The sequence below is a fragment of the Bradyrhizobium sp. SZCCHNR3119 genome (assembly GCF_032487775.1).
GTDB lineage: Bacteria > Pseudomonadota > Alphaproteobacteria > Rhizobiales > Xanthobacteraceae > Bradyrhizobium.
In genome coordinates this window covers 5,005,292-5,025,488 of the sequence record NZ_JAUEUV010000001.1, presented here as the reverse complement: position 1 = coordinate 5,025,488, position 20,197 = coordinate 5,005,292, and the positions used below count along the sequence as shown (strand labels likewise).

The following is a 20,197-nucleotide window of genomic DNA, read 5'->3' as shown; positions in this document are numbered from 1 at the left end:
GCCGCCAACGATAGATACCTGGGGAGGAATCCGATGCCGGAGCCTGCACAATCCGAGGAGCCCGCGCTCCTGTCGATCGATGGGCCGATCGCCACCATCACGCTCAACCGGCCCGCCGCGTTCAACGCCATCAATCTGGCCATTGCGCAAAGTTTGGAACACCTGGCTCTCCAGATCGAGGCGGACAAGGACATTCGGGTGCTGGTGCTGCGAGGCGAAGGCCGGGCTTTCTGCGCCGGCGGCGACCTGCAGACCATTGGCGCCGCAGCGGAGGCAGATACCATCACGCCCGTCGTCGGCGAGCTGTTGCACCATTATCACGCCTTCATCGCCTGCCTCAGGCGGATGCCCAAGATCGTGCTCGCCAGCGTGCACGGCTCGGCGGCGGGCGCCGGCCTGTCGCTCGCCTTTGCCGCCGATCTCTGCATCGCGGCCGAAGAGGCGCGCTTCACGCCGGCCTATGCCAAGCTCGGCGTCTCGCCCGATGGCGGCGGCACCGTCGGCGTGGTGGCGAGTGTCGGTATCCGCCGCGCGCTGCAGATCTTCCTCGCCGAAGACAGCTTTACGGCCCAGCAGGCTTACGAATGGGGCCTCGTCACCAAGGTGGTGCCGGGCCTCGAACTGATGGCCGCGACGCGGGAGATTGCGCAGCGGCTGGCGCAGAACATGTCGGCGGGGCTGGCCGCGACCAAGGCCCTGATCCGTCGCGCAGCGACGAGCACTGTCGAACAGCAGCTTGACGCCGAGCGCGACGCGATCATCGCCTGCATGCACACGGACGAATTCAAGGCTGCGGTGAAGCGCTTTACCAGCAAAGGGAAGTGAGCCCGATCTCACGCTTTCCCCGTTCGCCGCATGAAGTCGAAATCGCAGCCCTCGTCGGCCTGCAGGATGGTCTCGTGGAACAGATGCGCATAGCCGCGCGAGGCCCAATCCGGCGTTGACGCCGCCGTCAACGCGGCACGGCGCGTTGCAAGCTCGGCGTCGTCGACCTGCAGATCGATGCTGCGCTGTTCGACATCGAGCCGGATCCTGTCTCCCGTCCGAACCAGCGCCAACGGCCCGCCGACAGCGGACTCGGGCGTGATGTGCAGCACGATGGTGCCGAAAGCTGTCCCGCTCATGCGCGCGTCCGAAATCCGCACCATGTCCTTGGTGCCGCCGCGCGCCAGCTTCTTCGGGATCGGCAGATAGCCGGCCTCCGGCATGCCCGGCGCGCCTTTCGGCCCGGCATTGCGCAGCACCAGGACGTCGTCCGCCGAAACGTCGAGGCCGGGATCATCGATCCGCAGCGTCATGTCCTCGATCGACTCGAACACGACGGCGCGTCCGGTATGCTGCAGCAGCCTCTCGCTGGCCGCGGAATGCTTGATCACGGCACCGCGCGGCGCAAGATTGCCGCGTAGCACCGCCAGACCGCCCTCGCGCTTGATCGGATCCTGCCGCGGCCTGATCACATCCTGCCCTGGCACGTCCTCAGCCTTGGCGACGACCTCGCGCAGCGTCTCGCCGGTGACGGTCTTCGCATCGAGGTCGATGAGATTCCCGAGTTGCTTGAGCAGTTTCGGCACCCCGCCCGCATGATGGAAATGCTCCATGTAATGCTCGCCCGACGGCTTGAGATCGACCAGCACCGGCACCTCGCGGCCGAGCCTGTCGAAAGCGTCGAGGTCGATCGTGTGTGGCGTGCGGCCGGCAATCGCCGTCAGGTGAATGAGGCCGTTGGTCGAGCCGCCAATGGCCTGCAATACCACCTGCGCATTCTTGAACGCCGCCGGGGTCAACAGCTCGGTCGGCCGCGGTCCCTTCGCCTTGGCCATCTCGGCTGCAACGCGCCCGCTCGCTTCGGCCGAGCGGAAGCGCTCGGCGTGCGGTGCCGGGATGGTCGCGCTCATCGGCAGGGAGAGACCCAGCGCCTCGGTGATGCAGGCCATGGTGGAAGCCGTCCCCATCACCATACAGGTGCCGACCGATGGCGCGAGCCGGCCATTGACCGCCTCGATCTCCTGATCGTCGATCTCGCCGGCACGATATTTTGCCCACAGCCTGCGACAATCGGTGCAGGCGCCCAGCACCTCACCCTTGTGATGGCCGACTACCATCGGCCCGACCGGAATGACGACAGTCGGCAGATCGGCAGAAACCGCCGCCATGATCTGCGCCGGCAGTGTCTTGTCGCAGCCGCCGATCACGACCACGGCATCCATCGGCTGGGCCCGGATCATCTCCTCGGTTTCAATCGCCATCAGGTTGCGCAGATACATCGAGGTCGGATGCGCAAAGCTTTCCGCGATGGAGATGGTCGGGAACACGAAGGGCATTGCGCCGGACAGCATCACGCCGCGCTTCACCGCCTCTAGGATCTGCGGCACGTTGCCGTGGCAGGGATTGTAGTCGCTATAGGTATTGGTGATGCCCACGATCGGGCGATCCAGTGCATCGTCCGAATAGCCCATCGCCTTGATGAAGGCCTTGCGCAGGAACAGCGAAAATCCGGCGTCGCCGTAAGCGGTCAATCCCTTCCGCAATCCGTCGGTCATGCTTGGTCTCTTTTTGTTTTCTGTTTGAACCGTTATTCCGGGGGCAACCGCGCCACCGGATGAAACCGGGATCTGGAGCTTGTCTTTCGTGGCTCCCATATCGAGATTCCGGGTTCACGTCCTTCGGACGTGCCCTGGAATGACATTGCAATTGTTACCCCCAGTCGATCATCCCGCTTGTGTCCCCGTCGAATTCGACGCTGCAGAACGAACCGCCCTGGTAGTAGTCGGCGATCGGATCGGCGGGCAGCTTGGCCTGTTCGGCAAACGCGTGCTCGCGAAAATCCTCCGCGCGCCCGGTCGGCCGGTAGCCAAGATCATAGGCACGCTGATTGTCCCACCAAGCGCGTTCGTTGAGCGAGGCGCCATAGAGAACCTCGAAATGAATGTCCGGGTGTTCGAGCCCGATCCGGCAGAGCTGCACCAGGTCTTCCGGCTTCAGCCAGATCGAAAGCCTGCGCCGATCGAGCGGTCTTTCGCCGAAATTGCCGATACGGATGCAGGTCACCTTGAGACCATGCTTGTCGGCATAAAGCGACCCGACCGCCTCGCCGAAAACCTTGCTGACGCCGTAACGGCCATCAGGACGCGGCTGGACATCGTTGTCGATCTTGCGATGTCGCGGATAGAATCCAACGGCGTGGTTGGACGAGGCAAAGACCACCCGCTTCACGCCCTTTTTGCGGGCGGCCTCGAACAGGTTGTAGCCGCCGACGATGTTGGCCTGCAGGATATCGTTCCAAGGGCCTTCGACCGAGTAGCCGCCGAAATGCAGGATGCCGTCGATCCCTTCGCACAGCGCCTCGACCTGCGCGAGATCGGCCAGATTGGCTGCCTTGAACGTCTCCTGGCTGGACAGATCGGCCGGCGGCTTCAAATCGCTGAGCAGAAGGTCCGGATAGATCGGCGGCAGCAGCTTGCGCAGCGATGTGCCGATTCCCCCGCTCGCGCCGGTCATCAAGATGCGTGGCATTTCGTCCCTCGTATTCGCTTCGCTCGTGGTTGGATTCCAACCACTCGTTTGCGGTCATTGCACAAGAATGATAGCAGACATTCAGTGAGGGAACGCAACAACGAGATCAGCAAATGTCCGATGCGAATGCTCCGTCCCAAGGCTGGCACCCGGCGACCTATTATCCCGATCCGGCAATCCAGGCGCTCGATCCGCGGTTCGAGACGTACTGGCTGAAACTCTCGGCGGTGGAACGCCTCGCCACCGGCCTGCGCTGGGCCGAAGGGCCGGTATGGTTCGGCGACGGCCGTTATCTCCTGTGCAGCGACATCCCCAACCAGCGCATCCTCAAATGGGAGGAGGAAACCGGCGCGGTCAGCATCTTCCGCAAGCCATCGAACTTTGCCAATGGCAACACCCGCGACCGTCAGGGCCGGCTCGTCACCTGCGAGCATGGCGGGCGGCGCGTCGTGCGCACCGAGTATGACGGTTCCATCACGGTGCTGATCGACTCCTTCGACGGCAAGCGGCTGAACTCTCCCAACGACGTCGTGGTGAAATCCGACGGCTCGGTCTGGTTCACTGATCCAACCTTCGGCCTGCTCGGAAATTACGAGGGCTACAAGGCCGAGTCCGAGATCGACGCCAATGTCTATCGCATCGACGGTGCAACCGGCAGAGCCAGCATCGTCGCCGAAGGCGTGCTGGGGCCGAATGGGCTGTGCTTCTCGCCCGACGAAAAGATCCTCTACGTCGTCGAGTCCCGCGGGGAACCCAATCGCAAGATCCTGGCCTATGACGTCTCGCCCGATGGCGCGACGCTCCGCAACAAGCGCGTCCACATCGACGCCGGGCCCGGTACGCCGGACGGCATGCGCTGCGACGTCGACGGCAATCTCTGGTGCGGCTGGGGCATGGGCAAGCCCGAGCTCGACGGCGTCATGGTGTTTGCGCCCGACGGCGCCCCAATCGGCCGGATCGCGCTGCCGGAGCGCTGCGCCAACGTCTGCTTCGGCGGCCTCAAGCGCAACCGGCTGTTCATGGCGGCGAGCCAGTCGATCTACGCGCTCTACGTGAATACGCAGGGTGCGCTGGGCGGATAGCTTGGCCATCGTAGGGTGGGGCAAAGGCACGCAGTGCCGTGCCCACCATCTCTCTTCGCGACGTGAAGGGTGGGCACGCTCTCGCTTTGCCCACCCTACGCCTCTTCACTCGCAGTTAAGCCGCGTTGTAGCCCGCGACCGCCTTGACCTCGAGATATTCCTCCAGACCGAACTTGCCCCATTCGCGGCCGTTGCCGGACTGCTTGTAGCCGCCGAATGGCGCGGTGCGATCGTTCGGCACGCCCTGAAGATTGACGTTGCCGGCGCGGATCTTGCGGCCGATCTCGCGGGCCTTCTCGATCGTCCCGGCCGAGACATAGCCGGCGAGACCATAGGGCGTATCGTTGGCGATCCGCACCGCATCCGCCTCGTCCTGCGCGCCGATGATCACGAGCACCGGTCCGAAGATCTCCTCGCGGGAGATGGTCATCTCTGGCTTGACGTCGGCAAAGATGGTCGGGCGCACGTAGTAGCCCTTGTTTACGCCCTCCGGCAGACCGGGACCGCCGGCTACCAGGGTCGCGCCCTCCTCGATGCCCTTGTTGATCAGGGCCTGGATCTTCTCCCACTGGCCGCGATTGACCACCGGACCGATCGTGGTGCCTTCGCCGCGCGGATCACCAGCCTTGGTCTTGTCGGCTGCGGCTTTCGCGATCGCGGACACTTCCTTCATCTTCGACAGCGGCACGATCATCCGCGAGGGCGCGTTGCAGGACTGCCCGGAATTGTTGAACATGTGCATGACGCCACCGGTCACCGCCTTCGTCAGATCGGCGCCCTCGAGGATGATGTTCGGCGACTTGCCGCCTAGCTCCTGGCTGACACGCTTAACGGTTGGTGCGGCACGCTTGGCGACATCGATGCCGGCCCGGGTCGAGCCGGTAAACGAGATCATGTCGATGTCGGGATGCTCGCTCATCGCAGCACCGACCTCCGGGCCGAGGCCGTTGACCAGGTTGAACACTCCCTTCGGCACGCCGGCCTCGTGAATGATCTCGGCAAGGATCAGCGCCGATGTCGGGGTGAACTCCGACGGCTTCAAGATCATGGTGCAGCCTGCCGCCAGCGCCGGCGCAACCTTGCAGGCGATCTGGTTCATCGGCCAATTCCAGGGCGTGATCATGCCGACCACGCCGACTGGCTCGCGCAGGAGGGTCGCGGAGCCACAGGGCTCCTCGAAGTGATAGTTCTTCAGGATTTCCAGCGTGGTCATGAAATGGCCGAGGCCGGCACCGGACTGCAGCTTCTCCGCCATCGGCAGCGGTGCGCCCATCTCGTCGGAGATCGCAGCGCCGATCTCCTTCATGCGGCTCTTGTAGATCGCGACGATCTTCTCGAGCAGCGCGACGCGCTCCTCGCGCGAGGTCTGGGAATAGGTTTCGAACGCACGCTTGGCGGCGGCGACGGCCTTGTCGACATCGGCTTTGGAGCCGAGCGCAACCTCATACATCGCCTCCTCGGTCGCAGGATTGACCACAGGAGTGGATTTCTTGACGACCGGATCGACCCAGGCGCCGTCGATGTAGAATTGCATGCGGTTGACCATCGGAAAACCTCTTCAAATCGGGAGAGCAAATGGAGGGGGCGTTTCGTGCCAGCATCCTTGCACGAATGCCTTTTTGGATGAACCCGCCATATGCGGGCCAGCGTTGCGGCTGGCGAGGATATAAGGGTGCGAGCGTGACGCTGGCAAGGCGGCAACCACGTACTCGCCGTCATCCCGGCGAAAGCCGGGATCCATCCCGCAGGATACAATGTTGGCTCGCTGCCCGTAATCCCTTAACTGCTAATCAACAATTTCTCCCTGTGGTTATGGGCCCTGCTTTCGCAGGGGCGACAGCCGCATGCGACTGGCGTATGTGTTGAACGAAGTTTTGATCACACCGCCATTTTGCGATGCAGCACGGGCGCACCGGTGAGGCTTTCGGCCGCATCGATGATCGCGTTGGCGTCGATGCCGTTGAAACGATAGAGGTCGTCGATCGTACCGGTCTGGCCGAAGCGTTCGACGCCGAGCGCTTCGACGCGATGGCCGCGCACGCTGCCGAGCCAGCCGAGCGTCGCCGGATGGCCGTCGATCACCGTGACGATGCCGCAGTCGCGCGGCAGCGGCGCGAGCAGCTTTTCGATATGGCTCAAATGCTGCACACCGCGGCGGGCGCGCCGAATATTCCGCGCGGCGGTCCATCCGGCGTGCAGGCGGTCGGCCGACGTGATCGCGAGCAGGCCGACATCGCGCCGGCTCTCGCCGATCAGGCCGGTCGCCTCGATCGCCTCCGGTCCGACCGCACCGGTATAGGCGACGATCACCTCCGCATTGGGACCCGGCTTACGCAGCCAATAGGCGCCCTCCGTGATGCCGGTCTCCAACTCCGGGGTCATGATCCGCTGCGGCTGCTCGATGCTTCGCGTCGACAGCCGCAAGTAAACCGAGCCGCCCTCGCCCGCCTCGCGCTGCATATGGGCAAAACCCCATTTCATGATGGCGGCGAGTTCGTCGACAAAGGCCGGCTCGAACGACGAAAGGCCATCCTGCGCGATGCCGATCAATGGGGTAGCGATCGACTGATGCGCGCCGCCTTCCGGCGCCAGCGTGACTCCCGACGGTGTCGCCGCTACCATGAAGCGCGCATCCTGGTAGCAGGCGTAGTTCAGTGCATCGAGGCCGCGCTCGATGAAGGGATCGTAGAGAGTGGCGACCGGCAACAGCCGCGCCCCATTGATCGCATGCGAGAGGCCGAGCGCGGAGGCCAGGATGAACAGGTTCATCTCGGCAATGCCGAGCTCGATATGCTGGCCTTTCGGCGAGGCAGCCCAGTTATAGGTCGACGGGATCTTCTCGCTGCGAAACAGGTCCGCCTTCTCGGCACGCGCGAACAGGCCGCGGCGGTTGACCCAGGCGCCGAGATTGGTCGAGACAGTCACGTCGGGCGAGGCGGTGACGATGCGCGAGGCCAGCGGCGTGTCGCCACGGGCGAGATCGTTGAGGATCAGGCCAAAGCCCTGCTGGGTCGACATCTGCGCCGACGCCGTGAACGTCAATCGCTCCGGCACGTCGAACACGGCATCGCTCAGCCGCCGCTCGCCGCGATTGAACGGCACGCTTGCGAGAAAGGCTTCGAGCTGTGCCGGATCCTGCGGTACCCCCTCGAATTTATCCCACTCGTGGCCCGGCCGGATGTCCTGCTTGCTGCGCCATGTCTCCATCTGCGCCACTGTCATCAGCCCGGCGTGATTGTCCTTGTGGCCCTGGAACGGCAGGCCGACGCCCTTGATGGTGTAGGCGATGAAGCAGACCGGGCGGTCGTGGTCGATGGCTTCGAATGCCTCCAGCATGCTCGCCATGTCGTGGCCGCCGAGGTTGGACATCAGCGCCAGCAACTCGTCGTCGCCGCGCTTGTTGATCAGGCGAGAAACGTCGCCCTGATCGCCGATGTCGTCCAAAAGATGCTTGCGAAACGCCGCGCCGCCCTGGAAGCACAGCGCCGCATAGAGCGCGTTCGGGCAATTATCGATCCAGCGCCGCAACGCTTCACCGCCGGGCTCAGCGAAGGCCTCGCGCATCAGGCGTCCATATTTGACGATCACCACGTCCCAACCGAAATTGCGGAACATGGTCTCGAACTTCTCCCACAAACCTTCGCGCACCACCGCGTCGAGACTCTGCCGGTTGTAGTCGACGATCCACCAGGTGTTGCGCAGGCCATGCTTCCAGCCCTCCGCCAGGGCCTCGAAGATGTTGCCCTCGTCCATCTCGGCGTCGCCGACCAGCGCGATCATGCGGCCCTCGCGGCGGTCCTTCATCCAGCCATGCGCGCTGACGTAGTCCTGCACCAGCGAGGAGAACAAAGTCTGCGCGACGCCGAGGCCGACCGAGCCGGTCGAGAAGTCGACGTCATCGGTGTCCTTGGTGCGTGATGGATAAGACTGCGCGCCCTTGAAGCCGCGGAAATTCTCCAGCTTCTCGCGGCTCTGCCGGCCGAACAGATATTGAATGGCGTGGAACACCGGGCTGGCATGCGGCTTCACCGCGACGCGATCCTCGGGCCGCAGCACCGCGAAATACAACGCCGACATGATGGTCGCGAGCGAGGCCGACGAGGCCTGATGGCCGCCGACCTTCAGCCCGTCCACATTGGGACGGATGTGGTTGGCGTGGTGGATGGTCCAGGACGACAGCCACAGCACTTTGCGGGCCAGCGCATTCAAAAGGTCGAGACGTTCGGACCGCGCAGACGACGTCGCCATGGTGCTCCTCCCCGGAGGCTTTCGGATTCGAGCATGTTAATCCCGGCGGCACGGCCATTATTCTCAATTTCTTGCGCTTCGACCCTGATTTTTGGTACAGTTTTCCAATGTAACCCGCGCATCTCGGATTTTGTTCCAATGCCTGACCTCGACGCCATCGACCGGAAAATCCTCGGCATTCTGCAGGCCGACGGCCGCATCACCATGCAGGAGCTCGCCGGCAAGGTCGGGCTGTCGGTGTCGCCCTGCCACCGGCGGGTGAAGCTGTTGGAGGAGCGCGGCGTGATCACCAACTACATCGCCACCGTGGACCAGAAGGCGTTGGGGCTGCACGTTTCCGTCTTCATCTCGATCAAGCTCGCGCGGCAGAAGGAGGAAGACCTCGCGCGTTTCGAGCGGGCGATCTCGAAATGGCCGGAAGTGCTGGAGTGCTATCTGATGACGGGCAATCGCGACTATCTGCTGCGTGTCGTGGCGGCTGATCTCTCGTCCTATGAAGCCTTTCTGAAAACCAAGCTGACCAAGCTCGACGGCATCGCCTCGATCGAGAGCAGCTTCGCATTGAGCCAGGTGAAGTACTCGATCGCGCTGCCGGTCTGAGCAGGTGCCGGCCACGATCTCCGCTGTCGTCATTGCGAGGAGCGCAAGCGACGAAGCAATCCAGTCCAGCCGCTGTGCAACACTCCGGCTTGCTTCGCTTCGCTCGCAATGACGGCGTCGAGACATACGTTTTCATTCCCGCGGCGCATTTGCGTCCGAGCTTTGCAAGTTCGTTTGTCCCTCCCTCATAAGAGAGGGCACAGGGAAGGCCGGGAGCTCGCCGCTCCCATGGCCCGCCTGCAGAAAAAAAAGCAGGCGGCAGTCACCACAGGTTCGGCCAAGACATCCCGGCCTTCCCTGCGCGATAGTTTTAACGGCTGCTTCGCGTTCTCCCCGGTGCGCCGGGCTTTCTGGCCACCGTGCGCGACAACGCGCTTGCGCGCGTTGCGCGGGATACTAGCGTCGGAGTATCAGGACCGCGCGACTTGACCGTCCGCATCAGGCGCGCTCGTCATTCCGCACCATCCGCGTCTACCGCTCCCCGCCGCTACGTTTCGTGACGATTGGCCGAAACGCCCTCTTCGTCGCGAGCAGGATGACCGAGATGATCGTTGTGATTTGCCCGACACGGCAAGGCCGCAGCTATGCGGCAAACTGGCACGACGGGCAAATTGTGCATGCGCCTATGCACCGTCGACGTAGGCTTGGCCCGCTCACGCAGCCAGCACCCGGATCACCAAGATCCGACGGGAGCGACCATGGGGAGCGCGGCACTGACAATGTGCCCGCCGGCTCCGTCGCGTCGGCGCATTGATCTGGATCAAAAATCGATGACCGTTTGATCCAGATCAACCCGCCGCAGGCCGACCGCAGCAAGGCCCCGGGATGTTCATAATGGCCATCCAAAACGGCCACATCTTCCTACTAGCTTCACAGTTGAGTGTGCGCGGCCATCAGCCGCAGGCTATCGGTGTCGGATCCGTCGCGCGCTCTTGATGTCAAACCCCGCGCCTGGACAGCAATGCAGAACAACAGCGCCCGTCAGTCAGCCAAATTCGAGTCTCCGCGGCAGCGCCGAGGATCATTCTCACAGGCCAACATGGCCGTGCGCGTCGCACCCACGAGATATTGCCCGAAATCAGCTTCCAGCAGTCGCACGGTAAGCCCCAAGAGCCGGCGCGTCTGGGTCGCGCTTCAATCCGTCATGTTCACCGTGGGCGTGGTCCTGGTCGGCTTGCTACTGTTCTGGCCGGCCGCGGGCATCGCGCTGATGTGGAATTTCCTGATCCCCATCGCGCCGGCGCTGGTGACGATCTCGCCCGGCCTGTGGCGCAATGTCTGCCCGATGGCGACGATGCACATGCTGCCGCAGAAGCTCGGCATCTCGCGCAACATCAGGATGCCCGAATGGGGTGCGGCCGGGCTCGGCCTGATCAGCGTCATCCTGCTGTTCGTCGTCGTCCCCATGCGGCGCATCGGCTTGAACGTGGACGGCCCGCTGACGGCGATCATGCTGCTATCCGCGGCGGTCATCGCCTTCACGATGGGATCGCTGTTCGAGATGCGATCCGGCTGGTGCACCTCGCTATGCCCCATCCACCCGGTGGAGCGGCTGTACGGCACCAACCCCGCGCTCACCTTCAAGAATGCGCGCTGCAATCTGTGCGAGGGATGCAGCAATCCGTGCCCGGATTCGACGCCCGAATTGTCGCCGACCGTGACCAGCGGCAACAGGCTCCAGCAATTCCTCGGGAATTTCCTGGTCGGGAGCTTTCCCGGCTTCGTCTGGGGCTGGTACCAGGTCAGGGATTATGCCCCGGACGAGGTGGACAACCACGCGGTCATGATCACCTACGCCTGGCCGCTGATTGCGTGCGTCGTGACCTATCTCGTCTTCAAGTGCTGCGAGTACGTCCTGCGCCACAAGCCCGACGCGCGCGCCACCCTGCACCGCATTTTCGCGGCCGCCGCGGTCAGCACCTATTATTGGTACCGTCTCCCCGGCCCGGCCTCTCTGCTGCCGGACTGGTTTCCGCTCGTCTCACATCTAGTGACCACGCCGTTCTTCTTCTGGTTCATCGTGCTCCGCGCGCCCAAGGTGAGCTGGTTGAAGCGCCCGGTGATGGCGTCGACCTACTGGTCCGGCCGGTTCGAGACGACGGCGAACAAGAATCTCATTCGTGTAGCACCAGGCAAAGCGTGACGTCTCGCGCGAGGTCGCGTGATCCGGGGCCGCGGCAGGCACGCCCCAGACCACGCCGTGTCCTTGCGCCCGATTTGAGGAGTGAACCATGAGCAATTTCAGGACTGTTTCGGTCAAGGGCCGCACCTTTCGGGTCCGTGCCGGCGATGTCTTGCTCGACGGAGCGCTGGCGAACGGCGTCGAGATTCCATACGACTGCCGCGCCGGGACCTGCGGCACCTGCATGGTGCACGTCGCCAAGGGCCAGACCGTGTGCGGCGAAACGCATACACAGGGCATGGTTCATGCCTGTCAGGCGCGCGTCGTCTCCGACCTCGAGGTCGAAATGGAGGATGTGCCCGAGATCGACACTGCCCGGGCTCGGCTCGTCGGCTTGCGCGAGCTCGCACCCGACATCATGGAGCTCATGATCGCGCCGGAAAAGAGCATCAGCTATCTGCCGGGACAGTATTTCCGTTTCACCTTCAACGGCTTTCCGGCACGGGCCTACAGCCCTACCGCATCCTTCGACGGCCGCATCGGCGGACGCGTCATCCATCTCAACATCAAGCGTGTACGTGGCGGGCGGCTGACGTCGGCGCTCGGCACCAGCATCAGGCCCGGCCATCGGCTGCGCATCCAGGGTCCTTATGGTCATGCGTTCCTGCGTCCCGGCGGCTCCGGCCGGCTGATCTTGGCCGGGAGCGGCACCGGCTTCGCGCCGATCTGGGCCATCGCTTCCGTTGCCTTGCGCGAATCCAGAGAGCGCCCGATCGTCGTGATCGCGGGCGCGCGCCGGCTGCCTGCGCTCTACATGACTCCGGTGCTGGCGCAGCTGGCCCGATTGCCGAACGTCACGGTGATTCCGACGGTGGAGGAAGGACCTGCCAATCACCCGTCCATTCGCAGCGGTCGGATCGAGGCCCATATGCCGACACTGACCGCATCCGATGTGGTCTATGCCTGCGGCTCGCCGCGCATGGTGAGCGCACTGGCCGGTCTCGTCGAGAAGGCCGGCGCGACCTTCTACGCCGATCCGTTCGAGTCGGCGCCTGCGGAGGAGCCGGCCGGCCTGCTCGGCAAGCTCAAGACGCTGGTGGCGCGGCGACCTCAGCCACAAAGCAGCAGCGAGACGCCGATCGATCCTTTCGAGAAGGTGCTTTCGCTGGTGCCGACACAGTCCGCTGACGAGGAGATGCGCACCCAGCGGCCGCACGAACCGCGGCGCGGCGCACTTGCTACCGATCGCGAGCATTCACCTTCGCGCATGCCGCAGCGTGCCGTTCTCGCGGATCAGGCAAATCAGCAGGGCCGGCTGCGCAAGGGCGCAGGACAATTCGCCTGAGCCAACTCGCGTCAGGTCGTGCTTGAGGCGGTCAAATCAGCTTGCGCCGTGCCAGGCTGCGCATCAATGCGCCAACGCCGAAAGTCCAGGGCTCGCATTCGTCGCTGGGGCGCATGCGGTTGACGAGCTTGCCGAGCTGAGGCGCTGCGATGGTGACGATGTCGTCGCGTTTGTGGGTGAAGCCCTGCCCCGGCGCGTCGCGGTCCTTCACCGGCGCGAACATCGTGCCAAGGAACAGCGCAAAACCGTCCGGGTATTGATGCACCCGGCCGACCGTCTGGCCGACGAGATCGGTCGGATCGCGGCTGATCTTGCTGATGGATGAATGGCCGTCGAGCACGAAGCCGTCGGCGCCCTTCACCTCGAGCGCGACCTCCATCTGTCTGACGTCATCGAGCGAGAACGTCGCGTCGAACAGGCGCAGTAGCGGGCCAATGGCGCAAGAGGCGTTGTTGTCCTTGGCCTTCGACAACAGCAGCGCCGAGCGGCCTTCGAAGTCGCGCAGGTTGACGTCGTTGCCGAGCGTGGCGCCGACGATCTTGCCCTCGCTCGAGACCGCGAGCACGACCTCCGGCTCCGGATTGTTCCAGGTCGATTTCGGATGCAGCCCGGCATCCATGCCGGTGCCGACCGACGACAGCACGGGCGCCTTGGTGAAGACTTCCGCGTCCGGCCCGATGCCGACCTCGAGATACTGGCTCCAGGCGCCCTGCTCGATCAGCACCTGCTTCAGGTGCATTGCCTGATCTGAGCCTGGCTTGAGCTTGGAGAAATCGTCTCCCACGAGGCGCACGACCTCTTTGCGGATCGCCTCCGCCGAGGCCGGATTGCCGCGCGCCCGCTCCTCGATCACGCGTTCCAGCATCGAGATCGCAAAGGTGACGCCGGCGGCCTTGAGCACCTGCAGATCGACCGGCGCCAGCAGCCACGGCTTGGTGGAATCGCGCCTGTCGGGCGGCGTATTGGCAAGGATGGCGGCGAGATCGCCGATACGCTCGCCCTTGGCGGCGCGCAGCGCAGCGGCCGGATCGCCCTGTTCGCACAACGTGCTCACAGTCGGGAAAGCGGCGGTGACGTCGAATACGCCGTCGCCGCGCACCGCAACGACAGCGGGGCCTTCGACATCTGGCCGCCACACGCGGCCGACCAACGTCCCCTTGGTGCCGTCGTCCGGCAACACGGCTTCAGGCGTCAAGGCGATCATGGCGGCGTTCTCCCGTGAGGCTTGTTGTCCGGCGAGAGGTAGCATTGGAGCGAAAGCGATCCAAGCTCGAACCGCTTGCAGTCATTCCAGGCTTCACGGATTGGGCGAAGTCTCGCCAACCACGGTCAAGAGCTGCGAGCGCCGGACGCGCTCGCGATGGGCGGTATAAAGACCGCTGGAAACGATGAAGACCGCACCGGTGATGGTCCAGGCATCCGGCACCTCGCCAAAGACGACGAAGCCGAAAATGCTGGCCCACAGCAACTGGATGTAGGAGAACGGCGCCAGCACCGAGGCGTCCGCATAACGGAACGCCAGCACCACGATCCACTGTCCCGTGGTCGACGCAACGCCGACCAATAGCCCGAACAGAACGTCGTGCCAGGTCGGCGCCACCCAGACCAGCGGCACCAGGGCCGATAGCACGCAGACGCCGGCGATCGACGAATAGGTCATCGTGGTCATGACATGCTCGCGCCCGCTCATCACGCGCGTCATCACCAGCGTGCAGGCCCAGGCGAAAGCGGATGCGATCGGAAACAGCGCCGCCATCCGAAACGCGCCGGTGCCGGGACGCAGGATGATGACGACGCCCGCGAGCCCGACCATGGTCGCGATCCAGCGCCGCAGTCCGACCTTCTCGCTGAGAAAGACGATCGACAGCGCCGTGACGAACAGGGGCGCAACGAAGCTGGTGGCTGAGGCCTCCGCGATCGGCAGGTAACGCAAGCCGCTGATGAACAGGATCGAGGAGCCGAGCAGCGCCAAGCCGCGCAGCAACTGGAACCGAACACGCGTGGTCCGCAGCGCAAAGAGCGGCGAGCCGGGCAGCATCGCCGGAATCATGATCGCAGCGAATACGACGAAGCGCATCCAGGTGATCTCGATCGGCGGCAGCGTCTTGGTGAGATATTTCGCCGTGACGTCCGAGGTGGCGAGGAACAGCGTCGAGAGCAGGATCAGCGCGATGCCGCGGAACGGTCGGTCGGCCCGCGCGGGTGCGCGCCGTCGCGGCTGCGGCTTCTTCTCGGGCAAGGGGAGCGCTGCGCTATCGCGCCTCGCGGCTGCGCCGTGGGGCGGAGACACGATCAACCTCTGACTGCAGTGACGTGAACGACTCGGGCAAGGCCCGACAAGACGTCAATCGGACGCCGGCGGCAACCCGTAGAAATCGGGCAGCCGATATGCGCGTTTGCTCCGCGCAACAGGCGGTAACAATCTGTGAGCGATGCTGCACTACAGCACCGGTAATCCGCGCGGCTTCGGCCCGCGCGGAAACGCGCGATCGAGCGCAGCGATCTCGGCAGCCGTCAGATCGAGGCTTCCCGCCGCAGCATTTTCCGCTGCATGCTCGGGCGAGCCGGCTTTCGGAATCGCGAACAGCCCGGAGGCCCGGGTCAGGAAAGCGAGCGCCACCTGGCGCGGCGTCGCGGCATGCGCCTGCGCAATGCGCTGCAGCACCTGCCCACCCGGGCTCGTCGTCGTCGGAAAATCGTCATGACCGAACGGCGAATAGGCGACCACGGCGACACCATGCTCCCCGCACCAGGGGATCACTGCGTGCTCGATCGCGCGCTCCTGCAAATGATAGAGCACCTGGTTACAGGCGATCTGGCCGGGACCTGCGACCTCGAGCAGTTCATCGAGATCGTCGGCATCGAAATTGCTGACGCCCCATGAGCGGATCTTGCCCGCGCGTGTCAACTCATCGAAAGCGGCAACCGTCTCCGCGAGCGGATAGGAGCCGCGCCAGTGCAACAGGTAACAATCGAGCCGGTCGGTGTTCAGCCGCTTCAGCGAGCGCTCACAGGCCGTAATGGTGCCGCGGCGCGAGGCGTTGCTCGGCAGCACCTTGGAGACCAGGAACACCTCGTCGCGCCGACCGGCAATGGCGTCGGCGATGACGAGCTCGGCATCGCCATACATCTCCGCTGTGTCGATATGGCTCATGCCGAGATCGAGCCCGCGTTGCAGGGCGGCGATGGCGCGCTTGCGATCGCCGTGGTCGAGATACCAGGTGCCCTGCCCGATGACGGAGACGTCGGGTCCGCCGCTGCCGAAAGTTTTGTGCTTCATGGCCAACGTATAGCGGAGAGGCTGCGCGAGGTCGATTGCAGCGATATCAAAGCGACGTCACCGGGGCACGCGAAGCGTGAACCCGGCGACTGTCTTAGCTGTCAAGCGATTGCTGGGTATATCGGGTGTTGTTTTTGACCATGGTGTTTGCGGTGACCAACAGCTTTCGGGCGATGGCAATGAGGGCGAGCTTGGCGGGCTTGCCCTGTTCTCGCAGGGCTTGGTAGGCGGCTTTCATTCGGGGATTGTGACGGCTGGCGACGAGGGCGGCCATGTAGAGCGCCGTGCGCACGCAAGGGCGGCCGCCCGAGATGGCGGCACGGGGCGGCGCATTGCCGGACTGGCTGACATGCGGCGCGAGGCCGGCCAGGCTGGCGACAGCCTTGCGATCGACGCGGCCAATCTCAGGCAGTTCGGTGATCAGCACAGTGGCCACGCGCTCGCCGATCCCGGGGATCGAGGTGAGGATCTCGAAGCTGCAGGCAAGCTGCGGATCGGCGGCGATCCGGCGGTCGAGTTCGGTCTCGATCTGGCGGCACTGGGTCGTCAGAACAGAGATGGTGGCACGGTGATTGTCCAATAGGAGTGGCTCGGCGGTTTGTTTCAGCCGTGTCTTCTCCATGGCGATCATTTCCGTGAGCTGGCGACGACGTGTGGTGAGGGCCTTGAGCGTCAGCTGCTCGGCGGATGGCAATGGGCGAATGGCGTCGGTCATGGCGAGAGCGAAGCGCGCAATCAGCCGCGCGTCCAGCCTGTCGGTCTTGGCACGGCGCCCTTCAAACTCACGGAATGCCTTGATGCGGCGCGGATTGACGAGACCGACCTCGAACCCGGCCGCGCCGAGAGCGCTGACGAGTTGCCGGGCATAGGGGCCGATCGCCTCCAGCACGACACGGCCGACGCCGGCCTGGGTCAACCGCTCGACCACGGCGGCGACGCCTTCGGCAGCGTTGGCAACCCGGAAAGTCTTGCCCGAGGGAGCAAGGCCGACATCAAGAAAGCGCTGACCGACATCGATGCCGGCCGCGAGCGCAAGAGACTGAGCTGTCATGGGGATCAGACCTGTATGCGAGCTACCGGAAATCGGCGCTCATGCGACTGTTCGATCAGACAAGGCAAGCGGAGACGCCCAAGCCGGGTTACGGTCGCCGAGGCAACCGGGAATCCAACGAGCTGTCTCTACCCGCCGCCACTATGACAGTGACACCCGGTCAGATACAGGAATCTCGAGCTTGTAGAAATGGATGCAAGCCACTGTCGAGATTCCGGGCTCGATGGCTTTGCCATCGAGCCCGGAATGACGGGCAAGGTTCTAGCCCGTCGCGGCAAGACCCGGCGGTTGCGCCGGCACCTGCGCGATCAGCCGCTTCATCTCGGGAATGCACGAGCCGCAATTGGTGCCGGCCTTCAGTGCAGCGCCGAGCGCAGCCGGCGTCCTGGCGCCGGCAGCGATGGCGTCGCAGATCGTGTTGCGGCCGACGCCGAAACACGCGCAGACGATCGGGCCGCCGCTCGCCGCTCCCTCGGGCGCCCGTCCCGACAATAGCATGCGGCGCTGCTCGTCATCGAGCGAAGCCGCCGCGAACATCTCCTTCACGACGTTCCAATCGCCGGCGTCGTGCGCCGGCCCGACGAACACGCAGGTCTCGATGCGCCCGCCGGTAAAGGAGGCCGCGCGATAGACCCCGCCGCCGAAATCCATGTATTCGGCGAGGTCCTCGCTCGCGCGCGCCTTCAGCCAGGCTGGCCAGCGCGCGAGGTCGCCATTGTCGGCGAACAGATAACCGAAGCCTCCGGCGACGGCCGCGCGCGCCCACCACAGGTGCTGCGGCAGCGCGAGTTCGGTGCGCGACAGCACGAAGCCGCGGAAGACATATTCGTAAGGCGCGACCGCCGCCGGCGTCGCCTTGGACTCCGGCTGCCCAGAGAACGGGTCGGTCGTGGAGCCCACCAGCGCGCCGACGCGGGCATGGGATGCGTTGGTCTCGTTCCAATGAATCGGCGCGAACAGCATGCCACGCTGCTGACGCTCGCTAACGACGACCTTCAGGATACATTGGCCGTGATCGGTGGTGATGCGGGCAAAACCGTCGTGCACGAGGCCGTATTTCAGCGCATCATCGGGATGCACCTCGACGAATGGCTCCGGCAGATGCGCGCCCAACCGCGGGCTCAAGCCCGTGCGCGTCATCGTGTGCCACTGGTCGCGGATGCGCCCGGTATTGAGGCGCAGCGGCCGCGCCGGCGTGGTCTCGGTGCGCAGTGCCGGCACTTCCGGCGCGATGAAGCGCGCCTTGCGGTCGTTGGTGAAGAAGCCGCCATCGGCGAAGAAGCGCGACCAGGGCGGCGTGCCTTCGCGCGCGGGCCACTGCACCGGCGCCAGCGCGTCGTAGTCCTCGTCCGACAGCGAGCGCAGCGCGCCGATATCGAAATCGCGCGCGCCGTCGTTCTCGAAGGCCGACAACGCAGCATGCTCGCGGAACACATCCGCGGCGGAGCTGTAGTTGAACGCAGCACCGAAGCCCAAGCGCCTGGCGACCTCGCTCAGCATCCACCAGTCCGGCTTGGCCTCGCCGGGAGCGTCCAGGAAGGCACGCTGGCGCGAGATGCGCCGCTCCGAATTGGTCACCGTGCCGCTTTTCTCGCCCCAGGCCTGCGCCGGCAGCAGCACATGCGGCCCGGCATTCACGGTGTCGTTCGAACGCACGTTCTCAGAGACCACGAACAGCTCGAGCTTCTTCAGCGCGGATCGGACGAGGTCTGCGTCCGGCAGCGACACCGCCGGATTGGTGCCGATCACCCACAGCGCCTTGATCTCGCCGCGCGCGATCGCCTCGAACATCGCGACCGCCTTCAGCCCCTCATGGGTGGCGATATCGGGCGCCTTCCAGAACCGCCTGACACGGTCGATGTCCGGCGGCGTGAAGGCCATATGCGCGGCGAGCTGGTTGGCGAGGCCGCCGACCTCGCGGCCGCCCATCGCATTGGGCTGGCCGGTCAAGGAGAACGGGGAAGCGCCCGGCTTGCCGATGCGTCCCGTCGCAAGGTGACAATTGATGATCGCATTGACCTTGTCGGTCCCCTGCGCCGACTGGTTGACGCCTTGCGAATACAGCGTGACGACGCGGGGCGTGTCGCGGAACAGCTTGAAGAAGGCCGCGACGTCCGGCTCCGACAGGCCGGTCGCCAGCGCGGTGGCGCCAATGCTGCCGGCAATGCTGCGGGCCCGCGCGAGCGCATCATCGAACCCGCTGGTGTGCCGCTCGATATAGTCACGGTCGAGCGCGCCGTGATCGGCGAGGTGCACGAGCAGGCCGGAGAACAATGCGGTGTCGGTGCCGGGCTTCACGCCGAGGAAAAGGTCGGCTTCGCTTGAGGTGTCGGTGCGGCGCGGATCGATCACGACGAATTTGGCGCCACGGCTCTGCTTGTTGGCGAGCATGCGCTGGTACAGCACCGGATGGCACCAGGCCGCATTCGAGCCGACGAACACCAGGAGATCGGCAAGCTCGAGATCCTCGTAAGCGCCCGGCACGGTATCGGCGCCGAAGGCGCGGCGATGGCCGGCGACGGACGACGCCATGCACAGCCGAGAATTGGTATCGACATTGGCGGAGCCGATGAACCCCTTCATCAGCTTGTTGGCGACGTAGTAATCCTCGGTCAGCATCTGGCCGGAGAGATAGAACGCCACCGCATCCGCGCCGTCGCGGGCAATGATGTGCTTGAGCCGGTGCGCGACATGGTCGAGCGCGTCGCTCCAGGCGACCCGCTCCATCACACCCTTGCAGCGGATCATCGGATAAAGCAGCCGGCCGTCCTGTGTGAGCGTCTCGCCGAGCGCCGAGCCCTTGGAACAGAGCCGGCCGAGGTTGGCCGGATGCGCCGGATCGCCGGCAATGGCGGCACCACCCTGGCCGTCCGGCTTGGCGAGCACGCCGCAGCCGACGCCGCAATAAGGACAGGTGGTGCGCACCGCGCGCAGGTTCGGATTGACAGCGTTCATG

14 protein-coding genes are annotated in these 20,197 nt (G+C 64.7%); 5 read left to right on the top strand and 9 right to left on the bottom strand.

Going from position 1 to position 20,197, the window contains the following annotated elements; translation table 11 throughout:
* The first annotated feature begins 33 nt into the window (after positions 1-33).
* On the top strand, positions 34-825 hold the full coding sequence (locus tag QX034_RS23135; protein ID WP_315706324.1) for an enoyl-CoA hydratase/isomerase family protein: 792 nt from the start codon (positions 34-36) through the stop codon (positions 823-825).
* Between the two features lie 8 nt (positions 826-833).
* On the opposite strand, the gene QX034_RS23130 is transcribed toward QX034_RS23135, so the two are convergent.
* Both QX034_RS23130 and QX034_RS23125 read right to left on the bottom strand, forming a co-directional pair.
* A complete protein-coding gene (locus QX034_RS23130; protein WP_315706325.1) occupies positions 834-2,540 on the bottom strand; it encodes an IlvD/Edd family dehydratase in 1,707 nt (568 codons plus the stop codon).
* A 154-nt stretch (positions 2,541-2,694) separates the two neighbouring features.
* Complete coding sequence (locus tag QX034_RS23125) at positions 2,695-3,513, bottom strand: NAD(P)-dependent oxidoreductase (protein ID WP_315706326.1); 819 nt, start codon at positions 3,511-3,513, stop codon at positions 2,695-2,697.
* 113 nt (positions 3,514-3,626) lie between these two features.
* Here QX034_RS23125 and QX034_RS23120 point away from each other — a divergent pair, with 113 nt between their 5' ends.
* The gene (locus QX034_RS23120) at positions 3,627-4,595 is read left to right on the top strand and encodes an SMP-30/gluconolactonase/LRE family protein (RefSeq protein WP_315706327.1); all 969 of its coding nucleotides are present in this window, start codon (positions 3,627-3,629) and stop codon (positions 4,593-4,595) included.
* 115 nt (positions 4,596-4,710) lie between these two features.
* On the opposite strand, the gene QX034_RS23115 is transcribed toward QX034_RS23120, so the two are convergent.
* A complete protein-coding gene (locus QX034_RS23115; RefSeq protein WP_315706328.1) occupies positions 4,711-6,141 on the bottom strand; it encodes an aldehyde dehydrogenase family protein in 1,431 nt (476 codons plus the stop codon).
* A 332-nt stretch (positions 6,142-6,473) separates the two neighbouring features.
* Positions 6,474-8,843, bottom strand: coding sequence for a transketolase (locus QX034_RS23110; protein ID WP_315706329.1), 2,370 nt, complete (start codon positions 8,841-8,843; stop codon positions 6,474-6,476).
* Positions 8,844-8,981: 138 nt separating this feature from the next.
* Between QX034_RS23110 and QX034_RS23105 the strand changes: the two genes are divergently transcribed.
* The 3 genes from QX034_RS23105 to QX034_RS23095 all read left to right on the top strand — a co-directional run bounded on the left by QX034_RS23105 (position 8,982) and on the right by QX034_RS23095 (position 12,910).
* Positions 8,982-9,443 (top strand): Lrp/AsnC family transcriptional regulator, encoded by a 462-nt coding sequence (locus QX034_RS23105; RefSeq protein WP_315706330.1) that lies wholly within the window; start codon positions 8,982-8,984, stop codon positions 9,441-9,443.
* A 1,039-nt stretch (positions 9,444-10,482) separates the two neighbouring features.
* Positions 10,483-11,586 (top strand): ferredoxin, encoded by a 1,104-nt coding sequence (locus QX034_RS23100; protein ID WP_315729757.1) that lies wholly within the window; start codon positions 10,483-10,485, stop codon positions 11,584-11,586.
* Positions 11,587-11,674: 88 nt separating this feature from the next.
* Complete coding sequence (locus QX034_RS23095; protein ID WP_315729758.1) at positions 11,675-12,910, top strand: 2Fe-2S iron-sulfur cluster-binding protein; 1,236 nt, start codon at positions 11,675-11,677, stop codon at positions 12,908-12,910.
* A 31-nt stretch (positions 12,911-12,941) separates the two neighbouring features.
* Here the strand turns inward: QX034_RS23095 and QX034_RS23090 are convergent, their stop codons facing one another.
* The 5 genes from QX034_RS23090 to QX034_RS23070 form a co-directional block, all read right to left on the bottom strand.
* Positions 12,942-14,114 (bottom strand): fumarylacetoacetate hydrolase family protein, encoded by a 1,173-nt coding sequence (locus QX034_RS23090; RefSeq protein WP_315741560.1) that lies wholly within the window; start codon positions 14,112-14,114, stop codon positions 12,942-12,944.
* Between the two features lie 93 nt (positions 14,115-14,207).
* Complete coding sequence (locus QX034_RS23085; protein ID WP_409977537.1) at positions 14,208-15,149, bottom strand: DMT family transporter; 942 nt, start codon at positions 15,147-15,149, stop codon at positions 14,208-14,210.
* A 201-nt stretch (positions 15,150-15,350) separates the two neighbouring features.
* Positions 15,351-16,190, bottom strand: coding sequence for an aldo/keto reductase (locus QX034_RS23080; RefSeq protein ID WP_315729759.1), 840 nt, complete (start codon positions 16,188-16,190; stop codon positions 15,351-15,353).
* A 94-nt stretch (positions 16,191-16,284) separates the two neighbouring features.
* Positions 16,285-17,241, bottom strand: a complete 957-nt coding sequence (locus tag QX034_RS23075) for an IS110 family transposase (RefSeq protein WP_315701447.1) — start codon at positions 17,239-17,241, stop codon at positions 16,285-16,287.
* Positions 17,242-17,502: 261 nt separating this feature from the next.
* The gene (locus QX034_RS23070; RefSeq protein ID WP_315769238.1) at positions 17,503-20,196 is read right to left on the bottom strand and encodes a molybdopterin-dependent oxidoreductase; all 2,694 of its coding nucleotides are present in this window, start codon (positions 20,194-20,196) and stop codon (positions 17,503-17,505) included.
* Position 20,197: the final 1 nt, after the last annotated feature.

What these genes read in the sequence shown, in the direction of transcription:
- QX034_RS23135 (WP_315706324.1), top strand. Translation starts at nt 34, where the DNA reads ATGCCGGAGCCTGCACAATCCGAGGAGCCCGCGCTCCTGTCGATCGAT.
- QX034_RS23130 (WP_315706325.1), bottom strand. Translation starts at nt 2,540, where the DNA reads ATGACCGACGGATTGCGGAAGGGATTGACCGCTTACGGCGACGCCGGA.
- QX034_RS23125 (WP_315706326.1), bottom strand. Translation starts at nt 3,513, where the DNA reads ATGCCACGCATCTTGATGACCGGCGCGAGCGGGGGAATCGGCACATCG.
- QX034_RS23120 (WP_315706327.1), top strand. Translation starts at nt 3,627, where the DNA reads ATGTCCGATGCGAATGCTCCGTCCCAAGGCTGGCACCCGGCGACCTAT.
- QX034_RS23115 (WP_315706328.1), bottom strand. Translation starts at nt 6,141, where the DNA reads ATGGTCAACCGCATGCAATTCTACATCGACGGCGCCTGGGTCGATCCG.
- QX034_RS23110 (WP_315706329.1), bottom strand. Translation starts at nt 8,843, where the DNA reads ATGGCGACGTCGTCTGCGCGGTCCGAACGTCTCGACCTTTTGAATGCG.
- QX034_RS23105 (WP_315706330.1), top strand. Translation starts at nt 8,982, where the DNA reads ATGCCTGACCTCGACGCCATCGACCGGAAAATCCTCGGCATTCTGCAG.
- QX034_RS23100 (WP_315729757.1), top strand. Translation starts at nt 10,483, where the DNA reads ATGGCCGTGCGCGTCGCACCCACGAGATATTGCCCGAAATCAGCTTCC.
- QX034_RS23095 (WP_315729758.1), top strand. Translation starts at nt 11,675, where the DNA reads ATGAGCAATTTCAGGACTGTTTCGGTCAAGGGCCGCACCTTTCGGGTC.
- QX034_RS23090 (WP_315741560.1), bottom strand. Translation starts at nt 14,114, where the DNA reads ATGATCGCCTTGACGCCTGAAGCCGTGTTGCCGGACGACGGCACCAAG.
- QX034_RS23080 (WP_315729759.1), bottom strand. Translation starts at nt 16,190, where the DNA reads ATGAAGCACAAAACTTTCGGCAGCGGCGGACCCGACGTCTCCGTCATC.
- QX034_RS23075 (WP_315701447.1), bottom strand. Translation starts at nt 17,241, where the DNA reads ATGACAGCTCAGTCTCTTGCGCTCGCGGCCGGCATCGATGTCGGTCAG.
- QX034_RS23070 (WP_315769238.1), bottom strand. Translation starts at nt 20,196, where the DNA reads ATGAACGCTGTCAATCCGAACCTGCGCGCGGTGCGCACCACCTGTCCT.